This window comes from Clostridium sp. 16K-1-R1 (genome assembly GCF_023921145.1).
GTDB classification, from domain to species: domain Bacteria; phylum Bacillota; class Clostridia; order Clostridiales; family Clostridiaceae; genus Sarcina; species Sarcina perfringens.
In genome coordinates this window covers 269415-285527 of record NZ_CP046515.1, presented here as the reverse complement: position 1 = coordinate 285527, position 16113 = coordinate 269415, and the positions used below count along the sequence as shown (strand labels likewise).

Genomic DNA, 16113 nt, shown 5'->3' with positions numbered 1-16113 from the left:
GAATCATAGTTGGATGTAACCTTAAAAAAAATCTAAACTTACATTCTCTACACCACCCATTTTATTTAACATATTCTCAATGGTTGCTGCACAGGATGCACATTCTATTTTTCCTATTATAAGTCAAATATATATTCTTTAAGTCTATGTCCTAATTTATCAAGCTTAAATTCTAATTTATTAACTTTATTATTAATATACTTAAAGAAAAACTCATAAAAATTAAATTTTTAAAAAAATTCATTAATTCTAAATTCGCTTTAAATTGCTCAAAAATCAACTTTTGAACCCTAAAAAACAACAGATCTAAATAACTTTATACTATATACAAAGCTATAAACATCATTAGAATTTCGATTTATTATGATAAAAGCATACATTATTCTAAAATAACCTTAAATTTATTAAAGAATTTTAAAAATATAAACATCAGCTATAAGTAATTTTATATTGTCTATAAAATTACTTATATAGTTAAATGATTAATATATAAAAATTATCTCTTATTGCTCTAAAATCACTTTGAATTGCTTAAAAAAATAAATTTCTTTAAACCCTCCAAAACAATAGATCCAAATAACTTTATATTATTTATAAAATCACTCACATCATTAGATCAATAATATTTTTATTTTAAATAAGCTAAAAATATTACAGTAATTATTCTAAATTCGCTTTAAGCTACTCAAATAAAAAAATTTGAATCTCCAAAAACAACAGATCTAAATAATTTTACCTTAATAAAGTTAAGTAAATCATTAGAATAATTTATTAATATAGAGCATCCTAAATTTGCTTTTAGTGATTCAACTAAACTAAATTGAAACTCTAGAAACAACAGATTTAAAGAACTTTATATTATAATAAAACTAAATACATCATTAGAAATATAATATTTATTTATCTATTAGCTTATTTAGTACACTTAATATCTCTTCAATTTTTTCATCTTTAGATTCATTATTTTCGAAAGCACTCTTAACACAATTATGCATATGTTGTTGCAATATTAATTTATTAGCTTTCTTTAATAATGCTTGGGAAGCCATTACTTGATTTGAAATATCTATACAATATCTCTCATCTTCAATCATTCTGATTATTCCTTCAATTTGCCCTTTTGCTGTCTTCAAGCACTGTAATGCTTTCTTTTTCTCTGCATTCATGTTCATCGCTCCCTATACATTTCACATACAACCCCCACTGGGTGTCTGTAATTATATAATAACTCTCTACTTATTTTATGTCAACATACTTTTGAATATTTTATGAACACAATTAACATTTAATTAATATATTAGATTTTATCAAAAATATTTCTAATAATTTAACAGATTATAAATCTATTTCTAAAATAAATCTTTTTATAAACCTATTTTTCAAAAAGCTCTCCTATTCTATTCTTTCCACTTCTTCAATTTTCTACTTCTTCAAATTTCCACATCTTATATTTTTCCACTTATTCTATTCTTTCCAATTATTCTATTCTTTACAATTATTCTATTAATTCAAAGAAAACCATCTATTTAAATATATAGTATATTAATACTTATCTATATTATATAAAAAAATAAAAGAAGATTCACACTATATTTAATATGAACCTTCTAATTTATATATAAAACAAAATAATATCTCTAAAATATAATTATAATTTTAATATAATATTGAACCTTCTTTTATATAAGTATTTTTATCTATATTGCTATTTGCCAGTATTGTAGTATTAGCTTCAATATAAGATCCCTCTTTAACCATTACATTACTATCAATATTACTATTAAAAGATATAAAAGAATAATCTCCTATCTCAATATTATTTCCTAAAGAGCATTTTTGTTTTAAAATAACATGTTTACCTAGCTTAAATCTTCCTACACTAATTAATCCTGGATATATTATAGTTCCCTCACCAACTTCTTGTTTATTAAAAAAAGTAACATCCGGATGAATAATTGTAGCAAATTTTATTTTGTTTTTTAACTTATTTTCTATTTCTTTTTTTAATTTACAGTTGTCTATTGCTATAATCGTAAATAATTCATTTTGGCTTTCTAATTTCTTAAAAAAATAAAACTTATCTTTTTTTCTACCTTCAAAATAATTAAACATTGAATCTATAGATCCAAGAACACTATATCCCTCAATATTACTTCCTGCTTCATCTTTTTTAAGACTTATAAAGCCTAACACATTCCAAGTATTTCTTTTTGAATTTATAGCCTCTATTATTTTAACAACCTCTTTTCCTATGTTTTCAGTTCCAACTATAACAATATCCTTCATTAAAACACCTCACTAAACTAATTGTTTAAAGATCTATATCAAAACGCTCTTATTTATTAATAATATAATATCAATTCAAAATATTAATTAACTTATTAAATCATATTAATTTAAATATTTATTTATTCTCAATTATTTTTACAATTTATATATATTAATCCATTATTTGTCCATAATTAAAATATCCACGATTAATAAGTAGATTAATTCTTAGTTTTAAAATAATTAATGATACTTCCCCAACAATATATCCTTAATAACTTCCCCTTTTATTGCTATGAACTAAGAAACTACTTATTGTGGATTTAAAATTAAAAAAGGAATATTTATAAAATTTATTTATATAAATAAATTTTATAAATATTCCTTTTACTTTTTTATCTTATTCATATTCATCTTAGTTCATATTAAAAATCAATTTTAATTATGACTTTAACTATAGTATTAATAAATATACAATTAAATTACGATTTAATTGTATAAAAAAAGCTTAGTGAATAATTCACTAAGCTTTTGGTGGCTCGAGCAGGAATCGAACCAGCGACACGAGGATTTTCAGTCCTCTGCTCTACCGACTGAGCTATCGAGCCATAAAATAAAAACCTGGCGACCACCTACTCTCCCACACAGTCTCCCGTGCAGTACCATCGGCTTCTAAAGGCTTAACCGTCGTGTTCGGAATGGGAACGGGTGTTACCCTAAAGAACATCATCACCAGATGTCATTTTACAGAAATCTTCTATTTCGTTTTAAAATGATACTCCTAAACTTGATTTAGTGAGTTTCCTTAAAAGAACTTTGTTCTTTCAAAATTGCACATATTTAATTTACTATATTTGGTCAAGCCCTCGATCTATTAGTATCGGTCAGCTGAACATGTTACCATGCTTACACCCCCGACCTATCAACCTTGTGTTCTTCAAGGGATCTTACTAGCTTACGCTATGGGAAATCTCATCTTGAGGTTGGCTTCACGCTTAGATGCTTTCAGCGTTTATCCATTCCCGACTTAGCTACCCAGCTGTGCTCCTGGCGGAACAACTGGTACACCAGAGGTCAGTCCATCCCGGTCCTCTCGTACTAAGGACAGCTCCTCTCAAATTTCCTACGCCCGCGACGGATAGGGACCGAACTGTCTCACGACGTTCTGAACCCAGCTCGCGTGCCGCTTTAATGGGCGAACAGCCCAACCCTTGGGACCTACTTCAGCCCCAGGATGCGACGAGCCGACATCGAGGTGCCAAACCTCCCCGTCGATGTGGACTCTTGGGGGAGATCAGCCTGTTATCCCCGAGGTAGCTTTTATCCGTTGAGCGATGGCCCTCCCACGAGGTACCACCGGATCACTAAGCCCGACTTTCGTCCCTGCTCCACTTGTGGGTGTCGCAGTCAGGCTCCCTTCTGCCTTTGCACTCTTCGAACGATTTCCGACCGTTCTGAGGGAACCTTTGGGCGCCTCCGTTACTTTTTAGGAGGCGACCGCCCCAGTCAAACTGCCCACCTAACAATGTCCTGTGACCAGATTCATGGCCGCCAGTTAGAATTTCAGTACTGTCAGGGTGGTATCCCAAGGTTGACTCCACCAAGGCTGACGCCCTGGTTTCCTAGTCTCCCACCTATCCTGTACAGACAATACCAAAACTCAATGCTAAGCTACAGTAAAGCTCTACGGGGTCTTTCCGTCCAATCGCGGGTAGCGAGCATCTTCACTCGCACTACAACTTCGCCGGATTTACAGTTGAGACAGTGCCCAAGTCATTACGCCATTCGTGCGGGTCAGAACTTACCTGACAAGGAATTTCGCTACCTTAGGACCGTTATAGTTACGGCCGCCGTTTACTGGGGCTTAAGTTCACACCTTCGCTTGCGCTAAGTGTTCCCCTTAACCTTCCAGCACCGGGCAGGCGTCAGCCCCTATACATCAGCTTACGCTTTAGCAGAGACCTGTGTTTTTGCTAAACAGTTGCTTGGGCCTATTCTCTGCGGCCTACTCTCGTAGGCACCCCTTCTCGCGAACTTACGGGGTCAATTTGCCGAGTTCCTTAACTGTAATTCTTCCGCCGGCCTTAGGATTCTCTCCTCACCTACCTGTGTCGGTTTGCGGTACGGGCACTACTTCTCTCTCTAGACGCTTTTCTTGGCAGCGTGGAATCATGTACTTCGGTTCCGTGGAACCTTCCCCATCACGCCTCAGCATTATGAGAGCGGATTTGCCTACTCTCACTGCCTAAACGCTTAGACTAGCATCCAATAGCTAGCACACACTATCCTCCTGCGTCACGCCATCGATAATAACGATGGTAGTGGTACTGGAATATCAACCAGTTGTCCATCACCTACGCCTTTCGGCCTCGGCTTAGGTCCCGACTAACCCTCAGCGGACGAACCTTCCTGAGGAAACCTTAGGTTTTCGGCCTGTGGGATTCTCACCCACATCTCGCTACTGATGCCAACATTCTCACTCGTAACCAGTCCACCGCTCCTTACGGTACGACTTCAGCCCGGTTACGACGCTCTCCTACCGCTTGAACTATGTTCAAGCCCGTAGCTTCGGTGGTAAGTTTAGCCCCGTTACATTTTCGGCGCAAGATCTCTCGACTAGTGAGCTATTACGCACTCTTTTAATGAATGGCTGCTTCTAAGCCAACATCCTAGTTGTCTTAGAAATCTCACATCCTTTCCCACTTAACTTACACTTTGGGACCTTAGCTGACGATCTGGGCTGTTTCCCTTTTGACCACGGATCTTATCATTCGTAGTCTGACTGCCGAGCTCAAAGTATGTGGCATTCGGAGTTTGATAAGGTTCGGTAAGCGCTATGCCCCCTAGCCCATTCAGTGCTCTACCTCCACTACTCATACTCGACGCTAGCCCTAAAGCTATTTCGGAGAGAACCAGCTATCTCCGGGTTCGATTGGAATTTCTCCGCTATCCACAGCTCATCCCATGCTTTTTCAACAGCAACGTGGTTCGGTCCTCCACGAGGTTTTACCCTCGCTTCAACCTGGCCATGGATAGGTCACCCGGTTTCGGGTCTACGGCATGCAACTAGTCGCCCTATTCAGACTCGGTTTCCCTTCGGCTCCGTACCTTAAGTACTTAACCTTGCTACATACCGTAACTCGTTGGCTCGTTCTACAAAAAGCACCTCATCACCCTCATAAGGGGCTCTGAGCGGTTGTAGGCACACGGTTTCAGGTTCTATTTCACTCCCCTCCCGGGGTTCTTTTCACCTTTCCCTCACGGTACTGCTTCACTATCGGTCATCAGGTAGTATTTAGCCTTGGGAGGTGGTCCTCCCTGCTTCCCACAAGGTTTCACGTGTCTCGTGGTACTCTGGATCATAACTCGTGGTCTTCTCGTTTCACTTACAGGACTATTACCTTCTACGGTGGAACTTTCCAGTTCTCTTCAGTTACAATAGCCTCCACTTTTATGTTATGTCCACAACCCCGGAAACAAGTTTCCGGTTTGGGCTCTTTCCCTTTCGCTCGCCGCTACTAAGAAAATCGATTTTTCTTTCTCTTCCTCCAGGTACTTAGATGTTTCAGTTCCCTGGGTTACCTTCATTAAGCTATGTATTCACTTAATGATACATGGGGTTTCCCATGTGAGTTTCCTCATTCGGAGATCTTCGGATCTCAGGCTATGTGCGCCTACCCGAAGCTTATCGCAGCTTATCACGTCCTTCATCGGCTCCTGATGCCAAGGCATTCACCATGCGCCCTTTGTAGCTTGACCTATATTAGTTATAGTTCTCATTTTACAAAGAATAGAAATTGGTTTTGCCAATTTGGCTTGTTGTTTCTATAAATTAAATTATGTGCAATTTTCAAAGAACAATTTTGAGAGATAGTCTCTCAAAATTAAACAGAGATATTATCCAGAATTCATTATCATCTTAGTTGTCCTAAGATGTATTCCTTAGAAAGGAGGTGATCCAGCCGCAGGTTCTCCTACGGCTACCTTGTTACGACTTCACCCCAATCGCTGACCCTACCTTCGGCCGCTGCCTCCTTGCGGTTAGCTCACGGACTTCGGGTATTGCCAACTCTCATGGTGTGACGGGCGGTGTGTACAAGACCCGGGAACGTATTCACCGCGACATTCTGATTCGCGATTACTAGTAACTCCAGCTTCATGTAGGCGAGTTTCAGCCTACAATCCGAACTGAGACTGGTTTTTAAGTTTGGCTCCACCTCGCGGTATTGCATCTCTCTGTACCAGCCATTGTAGCACGTGTGTAGCCCTACACATAAGGGGCATGATGATTTGACGTCATCCCCACCTTCCTCCTGGTTAACCCAGGCAGTCTCGCTAGAGTCCTCAACTTAATGGTAGTAACTAACGACAAGGGTTGCGCTCGTTGCGGGACTTAACCCAACATCTCACGACACGAGCTGACGACAACCATGCACCACCTGTCACCTTGTCCCCGAAGGGATTTCCTCGATTAAGAGTAATGCAAGGGATGTCAAGTGTAGGTAAGGTTCTTCGCGTTGCTTCGAATTAAACCACATGCTCCGCTACTTGTGCGGGTCCCCGTCAATTCCTTTGAGTTTTAATCTTGCGACCGTACTCCCCAGGCGGAATACTTAATGCGTTAGCGGCGGCACGGAGGTGTTGAAACCCCCACACCTAGTATTCATCGTTTACGGCGTGGACTACCAGGGTATCTAATCCTGTTTGCTCCCCACGCTTTCGAGCCTCAGCGTCAGTTACAGTCCAGAGAGTCGCCTTCGCCACTGGTGTTCTTCCTAATCTCTACGCATTTCACCGCTACACTAGGAATTCCACTCTCCTCTCCTGCACTCTAGATAACCAGTTTGGAATGCAGCACCCAAGTTGAGCCCGGGTATTTCACATCCCACTTAATCATCCGCCTACGCTCCCTTTACGCCCAGTAAATCCGGATAACGCTCGCCACCTACGTATTACCGCGGCTGCTGGCACGTAGTTAGCCGTGGCTTCCTCCTTGGGTACCGTCATTATCTTCCCCAAAGACAGAGCTTTACGATCCGAAAACCTTCATCACTCACGCGGCGTTGCTGCATCAGGGTTTCCCCCATTGTGCAATATTCCCCACTGCTGCCTCCCGTAGGAGTCTGGGCCGTGTCTCAGTCCCAATGTGGCCGATCACCCTCTCAGGTCGGCTACGCATCGTCGCCTTGGTAGGCCGTTACCCCACCAACTAGCTAATGCGCCGCGGGTCCATCTCATAGCGGATTGCTCCTTTGGTTAAATGATGATGCCATCTTTCAACATTATGCGGTATTAATCTTCCTTTCGGAAGGCTATTCCACTCTATGAGGCAGGTTACCCACGTGTTACTCACCCGTCCGCCGCTAATCCATTTCCCGAAGGAAACTTCATCGCTCGACTTGCATGTGTTAAGCACGCCGCCAGCGTTCATCCTGAGCCAGGATCAAACTCTCAATTTAAAAGTTTAATCTATACTCATATTACTTATAAAAGAATTGCTGGTTTATGTTAATATCTTCTGTTTAATTTTCAAAGACCATTTCGTTGTCGCCCTCAATCGACTTTCTTATTTTAACATCTTTAAGAAACTTTGTCAACAACTTTTTTCAAATTTTTATTTGATGTTTTGTTGCCGTGTCTCTTGCTGACGAAATTTATCTTACCATTTTAACCATATTTAATTTAATACTTCTCTCTGTTTTAGATAAAATATATTATTATTTCTATATTTTTCTTTAAAATACTTACTTTTTCCTATATAGATACACTAGGTAAAGTGTTTTAAATAAAATTTACATTCAATATACTTTTCTGTATAATATTGTATTATTTTATACTATATTTTTAGATTATATAAAAAATACGCTTACATTTTGCATACAAAAATAGATTTTCATATTAATTTATATATAATTTTCTCTATGTTTTTTAATTAATAAATAAAAATATATTAAAGTGATTAAATGTAATTTACTAAATAATAAATAGAAAACACTTATTTACTATTAAATATAATCACATAGATCTATTCTCCAACTAAGTTTAAATTATTAGCAAACTCCTCTAGACTATATTGAGCATAGTCTGTGTTAATTGCTTTTTTACCTATATCAGTGTAGTAAGAAGCATAAACTGATATTATTAAAAATGCAAATAAAGAAAAAACTACACTTTTCCTAAAATACTTTATAAAGACTACTCCTACTAATACAGATATGGCTAACCATAAAATTTCTGAAGACACATCTATCTTTAATGAATTTATAACTACCATGCATTGCATTATGCCAAAAAATAAAATTATACCAGCTAATAATAAAAATACTGTTATTATGGCTGAAAATAGATATGCTATGACCATATTAAAATAAGAATTACCTGTAAAGTCTTTTTTAGTTAATATATAAGAAGCAATAAATACATTTATTATTGCAAGCAAAATTATTCCTTTATATGTTTCTAAAATGAAGTTACCAAAAAAATTAACAAGACTCTCTAAAAATAATGTTGCTGTAATATCTCCATTATAAATTCTAGCCTTAGATAATTCATCAAACTCTATTCCTGATATTTCACTCATAAAGTTTAAAACTACCATTCTCATTATTATCATAATTAAAACAAATAATATTATTTGAGCATTTGCCTCTTTTAAATATTTTTTAGATGATTTTCTAGCCATAAGAAATTCCCCCTCTTTTATAATTCACTTTAATTATTGACAAGCAGTATCAATCTTAATCACTAAAACATATAATCCAAAAATATATTTATATTGATTAATAAAACTCTAAATTAATATTTAGGTAACTATTAATAAACATATCCCTAATTTAAAATAGGCATATTAAGATTATTTAAAATTAATCTTAAATATGCCTGTATAAAATAAATTAATATGAGGTAGCTTTTAATCAATTATCTATTTGCTCTTCTTTTTTGTGTTGATATTTAAAATTTCTAATAGTCTAACAATAATTTAATTATATTAGATTAAATTTTATCTTAAACCAAGTCTTAGTTATTCTTCTAAACAATTTAAGAATAAGGTATATACTTAAAAATCATCCATATATTTAAATTTACATTTTGCATTCATCCTTAAAATTTGCAAAAAACTTTACATAAATATTATATTAATTTCTTTAATAATAAAAAATATCTTATTTATACTTATTAATGTATTAATTTTACATATATTATTGTTTTTGTAATATAATAATCTTTTTTTACCATTTATTAACCCTTTATTTAAAAGTTAACTTAAAATTTTCAATTTTTTTGTGGATATTACTAAGGGTTTTAAGGTATAATTTGTTGAAATTACTATAAAACTCTCGAAAAATATATTAAAGATAGGTGATTAAATGAACAAATTTAAAATTGTATCTTTGTTTATGAGTAGCTTTTTAATGATTAGTGCTTTTTCAGCACCATTAATAACTAAAGCAAATCCCGAAGTTAATAAATTACAAGAGGAGAAAAAACAAATTACAGAAGAAAAAGAAATTAAAAAGGGAAAGCTCGATGAAATTAAAGATAGCATTGACGCTAAACAAGCTGAGCTTAATTCAGCTCAAGCAAAAGTTACTGAATATGAAGAGAAGATAAAAACTTTAAATAATGAAATTTCTTCAACTGATTCAGAAATAAGTAAAGTAGAAAAATCAATTGAAGAAAATACTACTGAAATTGAAAAAGCTAAAAAAGAACAAGAGTTAAAGCAAGAAATATTAGGTGAAAGACTTAGAAACGTATATAAATCTAACTTAAACGATAAGTTTTTATATATGATTCTTGAGTCTAAAAACTTTGGAGAATTATTCTCTAATATAGCAAATATAAGAACTCTTGTTAAAACAGATAATAAGCTTATTGAAGAGATTGAAGCTTTAAAAAATGAACTTGAAGTTAGACAAGCTGAACTTGAAACTTCTAAATCTACATTAGCTAGCAAAAAAGCCGAACTTCTTTCTAAAGAAAAAAGTCTTAATGAAGTTAAGGCTGAACATGAAAATACATTAAATACTTATAAATCTCAATTAAACGAATTAGAGGAATTAGAAGCTGAAAAGAATGCTGAACTTAAAGAATTAGCAGATAGGGAAGATGAAATTGAAAAGGAAATTCAATCATATTTTACTAAAACTCCAAGCACAGCATCTCCAACTAGTAATTCATCAAGTGGATTTATAAGACCAGTTGCTTCTTCTACCATAACTAGTTCATATGGTCCAAGAGTTCACCCTGTAACTGGTCAGTATAAAGTTCATACAGGTGTAGACTTTGCAGCTTCAACAGGAACTCCATTTGTAGCTGCTAAAGATGGGGTTGTAACCGCTGCTGAATATCATCCTGCTTACGGAAATATGGTTATAATAGATCACGGTGGTGGATTCAGTACTCTATATGCTCACGCATCTCAATTAAAAGTTTCTGTAGGTCAAAAAGTAAAACAAGGACAAGTAGTTTCTTTAGTTGGTTCTACAGGATATAGTACAGGCCCTCATGCTCATTTTGAAATAAGAATTAATGGACAACATGTAAATCCAATGGATTATATTTAATAGAAAAGATAGTCATTTGACTATCTTTTTTTATTTACATAATTATTAATTAAATTTCTATAAGAATAATTTTACATATCAATTATTGATTATTAAAAGATATATATTATTAATTAAATACTTGATTTTAATGGAAACATAAAATATAATGAAAGCGTTAACACATTGATAACCATTTTAATACTTTGTACATTTTTATGTAACAAATGAAAGGATGAGATTATGAGAAACTCAAAAATTACAGCAATTGTATTATCAGCAATAATAGGTATTGGTGTTGGAACTGGAGGTACTTTAGTTTACGAAAACAACCAAGAAGCAAAACAAATCTCTAAGTTAGAACAAACAACAAAGGCTAATGCAGTGGAAGAGATTGTTAAAGGAAATGTTTTAGCAACTTTATGGCAACAAAATTCTGGAGAGGTAAAGGCTTTAAGATATGAAGCATACAACTCTGGAAAGAGATATGTTGATGAATTAGTGAAAGAACCTACTGCTAAACCATATGCAGTTACCTTAGATATTGATGAAACAATAATAGATAATTCACCTCATGCAGGGTATGAAATAAAGCATAATGAATTATTCTCAAAGGAAAACTTTGGTGAGTGGGTACAAATGGCTGATGCAGCTGCAATAGATGGAGCTAAAGACTTTACTGATTATGCTAAAAGTAAAGGATTTGAAGTTTTCTACGTTTCAAATAGAAGTGAAGAAAAGGAACTTGATGCAACTATAAAAAACATGCAAAAATTAGGTTTTGTAAATTCAGATAAGGATCATATACTTTTAAAAACAGATACAAGTAGTAAAGATGCTAGATGGGATAAGATAAAAGAGAATTATAATCTTGCAATTTATTGTGGAGATAACTTAGGTGACTTCCCTGATGGATATAATAATAAGTCTAATGAACAAAGAAGAGAAATAGTAGATAAAGAAGCTCAATTCTTTGGAACAAAATACATAGTGCTTCCAAATCCAACTTATGGTGATTTTGAAAATGCCGTTTATGGATATGACTTCAAAAAATCTCCAGAACAAAAACTTGAAGATAGATTAAATAGTATAAAGTCATTTAAATAAACTTTAATTAATTTAAAGAAGTTTAATTATACATATTATGAATAAAAAATCTATATTACTAATGTAATATAGATTTTTTTATTATAATATATGTTAACAAAATCCAAGTCTTAAGGCCCTTAAAATTAATTGTAATAATCATAATTCAATTGTTTTTCATAATTTAGAGTTAATAATATTTATATGCTTTATAACTTTTGAAATTAGATATTATTTTTTCTTGATTTATAATATTCTTTTAGTCTTTCTCTTTGCTCTTTAACTATAATTTCATCAATTATATTGCTAAGTTGAAGAACCTCTTGAGTACATCCATATTTCTGATATAAACCTGCTAATAAATCTTTTAACTCATTTGTAAACATTTTATCATACTCTCCCTTTTTAATCTTTAATATCATCTCCTATTAAAACATCATATTTCTTACCTATAAAATTTTAATTACTTAGATAATTTATTAAAATCATTTATATTTAAAGAGAAACCATAACTTAAGATAATAAATCATCCTTTAACTATATTCTAAAATTATTTAACTAATTAGTAAATAATTTTAGAATTACAAAATTCGACCATGAATATTTATTAATTTATTATGAGTTTTTATACTATTTATCCTTTTTTAACCATAACTTATTAATAAAATATTAAATTGCTCTTTTATCTTTTTAATTATATTTCATATTTTACCAATAAAAACCATATTTTTGTCCTATAAAAAATTCTTTATCTCAAAAAGCCACTTGTTTTTGTAAAAAAAATACACTTTTAGTTTAAAATTTTAAAACATTTTCTTTACAATATTAAAATCTATATAAAATTAGTATGAACTTTTAAAAAAATAAATTTTTATATAATTATTCTTATACTAAAATACTATTATAAATTAATAAAAGGCCTATACCAAATCAATTTGGTATAAGCCTTTCTTGCTTAATTTAATCTAACTTAAATATTAATCATTAAAAATTTTGTTTTTCCAAGAATTTATTGTCTTTCTAGCCTGTCCAATAGTTAAATCTAACTCATCAAATACAAATCCATCCTTCTCTTTTAAAATCTCCATAAGATGTCCGATTCTAGGTAATCTTAAGTTAACTTTTCTTATAACTTCTTTTTCAGCGAATACCTCTTTAGGATTTCCTTGTAATATTACTCTTCCTTCTTTCATAACAAAAACATTATCACAATATAAAGGAACAATATCTATATCGTGAGTTGCTATTATTATTGTTATTCCAAGCTCCTTTTGCATTTCTACTAATAATTTCATTATCTCTGAAACGCCCATCGGATCTAAACCTGCCGTTGGTTCATCTAGTATTAAAACTTTTGGCTCCATAACTAGTACCCCTGCAATAGCTACTCTTTTCTTTTGACCAAAGCTTAAACAATGAGTTGGCTTATCTTTTAAGTGTTCTATACCCGTTCTTTTTAATGCATTATCTACTCTTTTTCTTATTTCATCTTCTGGTAGTTTCATATTAACAGCACCAAAGGAAACATCTTGGTAAACACTTGCTGAGAAAAGTTGGTTGTCAGGATCCTGAAAAACAATTCCTATAGATTCTCTAAGCTTCATTATTCCTTTTCTTGAATAATCTATAAGTTTATTGTCAAAAAGTATTCTTCCTGAAGAAGGCTTTAATATACCATTAAAGTTTTGAAACAAAGTTGATTTTCCAACACCATTTCCACCTAATATAGCCGTAACCTCTCCTCTTTTTATATTCATATTTATACCTTTTAGAGCATGAGTTCCATCTGAATAATTATAATTAAGCTCTTCTACTTTTAATATATAGTCTTCCATAAAATCCTCCTACTCTACTTAATAAATATAGCTATTCCTATAAAAATAAGATTAATTATTATAGTTATAATGTAAATGTAATTTCTTTTTTGAACCTGTTCTTCTAGAACTTTAAGTTCTCCATTATATCCTCTGGCTTCTAAGGCAGTATATAAATCATTAGCTCTCTTAAATGAACGTATAAATAGTGTTGATGCAAGAGCACCTAAGGATTTATATGATGTTTTTATATCTCTATATCCAAGTCTTGAATTTTGCGATATAAACATCATTTCTGAAGTTTCTAAAATTATAAATATAAATCTGTACACTAAGCTTATTAACTCAATTAAAAAACTTGGTACTTTAAGCTTAGCTAAAACTGATATTACATCTATCATTGGAGTGGTTAAGGATATAAAGTATAAGCAACTTAAAGATCCCATTACCTTAAGGAACATATTAAGTCCTTGAATAATTCCACTTTTTGAAACTCCAATCCATCCATTAAAAAGTTTAAATGATACTAAAAATGTATCCTGTTTTAATGAATAACTCACAACAATTGTTAGGATACCAATTATTAAAAAAGCTATTGGTACCATCATTAACTTTATAAAAACTCTTATTTTTGTTCTTCCTACTTTTGTTATTAAAAAAGTCATAATACTTATTATAAGCATAGAAACAATAAAATTATTTGCCCAAAGACAAACGCACAAAGTAATTAAGGCAAAAAACATCTTTTCCGATGGATTAATATTTTTTAACTTAGATGCATAAGCATATTTATCTATGTTTATCATTTACTTCGTCGTTCACTTTCTTTTTGCCTTTTAGATATCCTAATCCAAAGCCAATTACCCCTGCACCTATTGCAGCTTGAAGAGCAAATAATAAACTTTCTATTTCTCCACTAGCTGGTTCAAATAATGGTGAGAACCATGGTTCATAGTTTTCATCAATTTGTGTTATTGCTTCTTCTGCTTGATCATCAGATCCACCAAACTCTCCATTTTTAGCTACAAAGAAAGGTATTACTGTAATAAATACAACTAATAATAGTAATATCACATTAGTTAACACTCTTTTATTTTTCATTATTTTACCCCCTTTGAAAAAATGTTAAGTTCCATTAAATCTTCTTTTGCATAATTTTCTATTGTATTAAAGATTATGACTGTTAATATTCCTTCACTTATAGCTAGAGGAACTTGAGTAACAGCAAATATACCCATGAATTTCATAACTGATTCCATAACTCCTCCAACCTCTGCTGGGAAGGCTAGTCCTAATTGAACTGAAGTAACCATGTAAGTTGCTAAATCTCCAAGAGCAGATGCTAAAAATACACCTAACCATGTTGGTCCATTAAGTTTTTTTACTAATTTATAAAGTCCGTATGATACTAAAGGCCCAACTACAGCCATTGAAAAAGTATTAGCTCCAAGAGTAGTAAGACCACCATGAGCTAAAAGTAATGCTTGGAATAAAAGTACGATAAGTCCTAAAACTGATGCTGCTGTAGGTCCAAATAATATTGCCGCAAGACCAACCCCTGTAGGATGTGAGCAACTACCTGTAACTGATGGAAGCTTTAATGCTGAAAGAACAAAAGCATAAGCTCCTGCCATAGCTAACAAAATCTTTAGTCTTGGATTATTTCCAACCTTGTTTTTAATAGAGAATAATCCTAATACTATAAATGGTATAGTTATAACTCCCCATGCTATACACCATTTAGGTTGTAAAAATCCTTCCATGATATGCATAGCTGAAACACTTCTTGGTATTAATAAGAACATTAATAAAAATCCTATAAATACTTGATTCTTTTTTGACATAATAATTCTACTCCTTAAATTATATTTTTATTTTGTATTCCCATTTATCATCTTTTTATTTTAAGATAAAATTTGATTTAACTATTTCTGCATCAAATAAAACAATATGTACTAAAAATATTTCCCTTTATAACACTTAATCTAAATATGAATAACTTTAATTTCTAGTTAAATCAGAACTTTAGTCTTAGAAATAAAAAACCCCTAGACATTGCGTCTAGAGGTTATAAAAATTCTAAAAAAATATAACTTACCAAAGCACAACACCTCCTATTTCCCGTAGGATCTTGATGTTTTAAAAATAGGCAGGTCTTCTGGCTTAAGTATCATCACTTTTTGTGGCCTTCCCAAAATATTATATTCCAGTGGCTTAAAGTACAAAAAGCTCCTCTATTACAGCGGCGGGACCGCGTGGGATTTAAACCCAACTTCCCTTTTAATATATAGTTACAAATGTAACTATTTAACCTATTTCTAAATATTTAATTTTACAATACTTTAACATTATATAGCATATGCATTGCATTTACAATTAAACTCTATAGATTTCTTTAG

At 32.6% G+C, this 16113-nt stretch carries 11 protein-coding genes, 1 tRNA gene, 3 rRNA genes and 1 riboswitch; of the genes, 2 read left to right on the top strand and 13 right to left on the bottom strand.

From position 1 onward, the window contains the following. Positions 1-21 precede the first annotated feature (21 nt). The 8 genes from GOM42_RS15705 to GOM42_RS01230 form a co-directional block, all read right to left on the bottom strand. Positions 22-108, bottom strand: coding sequence for a heavy metal-associated domain-containing protein (locus tag GOM42_RS15705; protein WP_223932484.1), 87 nt, complete (start codon positions 106-108; stop codon positions 22-24). 788 nt (positions 109-896) lie between these two features. Continuing rightward, positions 897-1166 (bottom strand): metal-sensing transcriptional repressor, encoded by a 270-nt coding sequence (locus GOM42_RS01260; RefSeq protein ID WP_003458296.1) that lies wholly within the window; start codon positions 1164-1166, stop codon positions 897-899. A gap of 490 nt (positions 1167-1656) precedes the next feature. Then, positions 1657-2286: an acetyltransferase gene (locus tag GOM42_RS01255; RefSeq protein ID WP_110077549.1), complete on the bottom strand. Its 630-nt coding sequence runs from the start codon at positions 2284-2286 to the stop codon at positions 1657-1659. Between the two features lie 514 nt (positions 2287-2800). Next, positions 2801-2876, bottom strand: a tRNA-Phe gene (locus GOM42_RS01250). 11 nt (positions 2877-2887) lie between these two features. Next, positions 2888-3005, bottom strand: a 5S ribosomal RNA gene (gene rrf, locus GOM42_RS01245). A gap of 117 nt (positions 3006-3122) precedes the next feature. Beyond that, a 23S ribosomal RNA gene (locus tag GOM42_RS01240) occupies positions 3123-6027 on the bottom strand. A 187-nt stretch (positions 6028-6214) separates the two neighbouring features. Continuing rightward, positions 6215-7727 (bottom strand): 16S ribosomal RNA (locus GOM42_RS01235). Together the 16S, 23S and 5S rRNA genes with 1 tRNA gene alongside form the textbook arrangement of a ribosomal RNA operon. A 566-nt stretch (positions 7728-8293) precedes the next feature. After that, entirely contained in the window at positions 8294-8950 is a 657-nt protein-coding gene (locus tag GOM42_RS01230) for a hypothetical protein (RefSeq protein WP_003457542.1), read from the bottom strand. A 685-nt stretch (positions 8951-9635) separates the two neighbouring features. Here GOM42_RS01230 and GOM42_RS01225 point away from each other — a divergent pair. Both GOM42_RS01225 and GOM42_RS01220 read left to right on the top strand, forming a co-directional pair. Further along, positions 9636-10835: a M23 family metallopeptidase gene (locus tag GOM42_RS01225; protein ID WP_110077548.1), complete on the top strand. Its 1200-nt coding sequence runs from the start codon at positions 9636-9638 to the stop codon at positions 10833-10835. A 222-nt stretch (positions 10836-11057) separates the two neighbouring features. Then, complete coding sequence (locus GOM42_RS01220; RefSeq protein WP_252597685.1) at positions 11058-11921, top strand: 5'-nucleotidase, lipoprotein e(P4) family; 864 nt, start codon at positions 11058-11060, stop codon at positions 11919-11921. A gap of 203 nt (positions 11922-12124) precedes the next feature. On the opposite strand, the gene GOM42_RS01215 is transcribed toward GOM42_RS01220, so the two are convergent. The 5 genes from GOM42_RS01215 to GOM42_RS01195 all read right to left on the bottom strand — a co-directional run bounded on the left by GOM42_RS01215 (position 12125) and on the right by GOM42_RS01195 (position 15558). After that, positions 12125-12322: a hypothetical protein gene (locus tag GOM42_RS01215; protein WP_003457595.1), complete on the bottom strand. Its 198-nt coding sequence runs from the start codon at positions 12320-12322 to the stop codon at positions 12125-12127. 555 nt (positions 12323-12877) lie between these two features. After that, positions 12878-13735 carry an ATP-binding cassette domain-containing protein gene (locus GOM42_RS01210; protein ID WP_252597684.1) on the bottom strand — a complete coding sequence of 286 codons (858 nt, stop codon included), beginning with the start codon at positions 13733-13735 and terminating at the stop codon, positions 12878-12880. A 14-nt stretch (positions 13736-13749) separates the two neighbouring features. Beyond that, on the bottom strand, positions 13750-14520 hold the full coding sequence (gene cbiQ / locus GOM42_RS01205) for a cobalt ECF transporter T component CbiQ (RefSeq protein WP_096071742.1): 771 nt from the start codon (positions 14518-14520) through the stop codon (positions 13750-13752). Continuing rightward, complete coding sequence (locus GOM42_RS01200; protein ID WP_110077547.1) at positions 14504-14815, bottom strand: energy-coupling factor ABC transporter substrate-binding protein; 312 nt, start codon at positions 14813-14815, stop codon at positions 14504-14506. Before GOM42_RS01200 ends, cbiQ begins: the two co-directional genes overlap by 17 nt. Then, positions 14815-15558: an energy-coupling factor ABC transporter permease gene (locus GOM42_RS01195; RefSeq protein WP_110077546.1), complete on the bottom strand. Its 744-nt coding sequence runs from the start codon at positions 15556-15558 to the stop codon at positions 14815-14817. The genes GOM42_RS01200 and GOM42_RS01195 overlap by 1 nt, the downstream gene beginning before the upstream one ends. 286 nt (positions 15559-15844) lie before the next feature. Next, positions 15845-16045, bottom strand: a riboswitch (cobalamin riboswitch). Positions 16046-16113 lie beyond the last annotated feature (68 nt).

Coding starts and splice junctions, on each gene's coding strand:
- GOM42_RS01260 (WP_003458296.1), bottom strand. CDS start 1,166: ATGAATGCAGAGAAAAAGAAAGCATTACAGTGCTTGAAGACAGCAAAA.
- GOM42_RS01255 (WP_110077549.1), bottom strand. CDS start 2,286: ATGAAGGATATTGTTATAGTTGGAACTGAAAACATAGGAAAAGAGGTT.
- GOM42_RS01230 (WP_003457542.1), bottom strand. CDS start 8,950: ATGGCTAGAAAATCATCTAAAAAATATTTAAAAGAGGCAAATGCTCAA.
- GOM42_RS01225 (WP_110077548.1), top strand. CDS start 9,636: ATGAACAAATTTAAAATTGTATCTTTGTTTATGAGTAGCTTTTTAATG.
- GOM42_RS01220 (WP_252597685.1), top strand. CDS start 11,058: ATGAGAAACTCAAAAATTACAGCAATTGTATTATCAGCAATAATAGGT.
- GOM42_RS01215 (WP_003457595.1), bottom strand. CDS start 12,322: ATGATATTAAAGATTAAAAAGGGAGAGTATGATAAAATGTTTACAAAT.
- GOM42_RS01210 (WP_252597684.1), bottom strand. CDS start 13,735: ATGGAAGACTATATATTAAAAGTAGAAGAGCTTAATTATAATTATTCA.
- cbiQ (WP_096071742.1), bottom strand. CDS start 14,520: ATGATAAACATAGATAAATATGCTTATGCATCTAAGTTAAAAAATATT.
- GOM42_RS01200 (WP_110077547.1), bottom strand. CDS start 14,815: ATGAAAAATAAAAGAGTGTTAACTAATGTGATATTACTATTATTAGTT.
- GOM42_RS01195 (WP_110077546.1), bottom strand. CDS start 15,558: ATGTCAAAAAAGAATCAAGTATTTATAGGATTTTTATTAATGTTCTTA.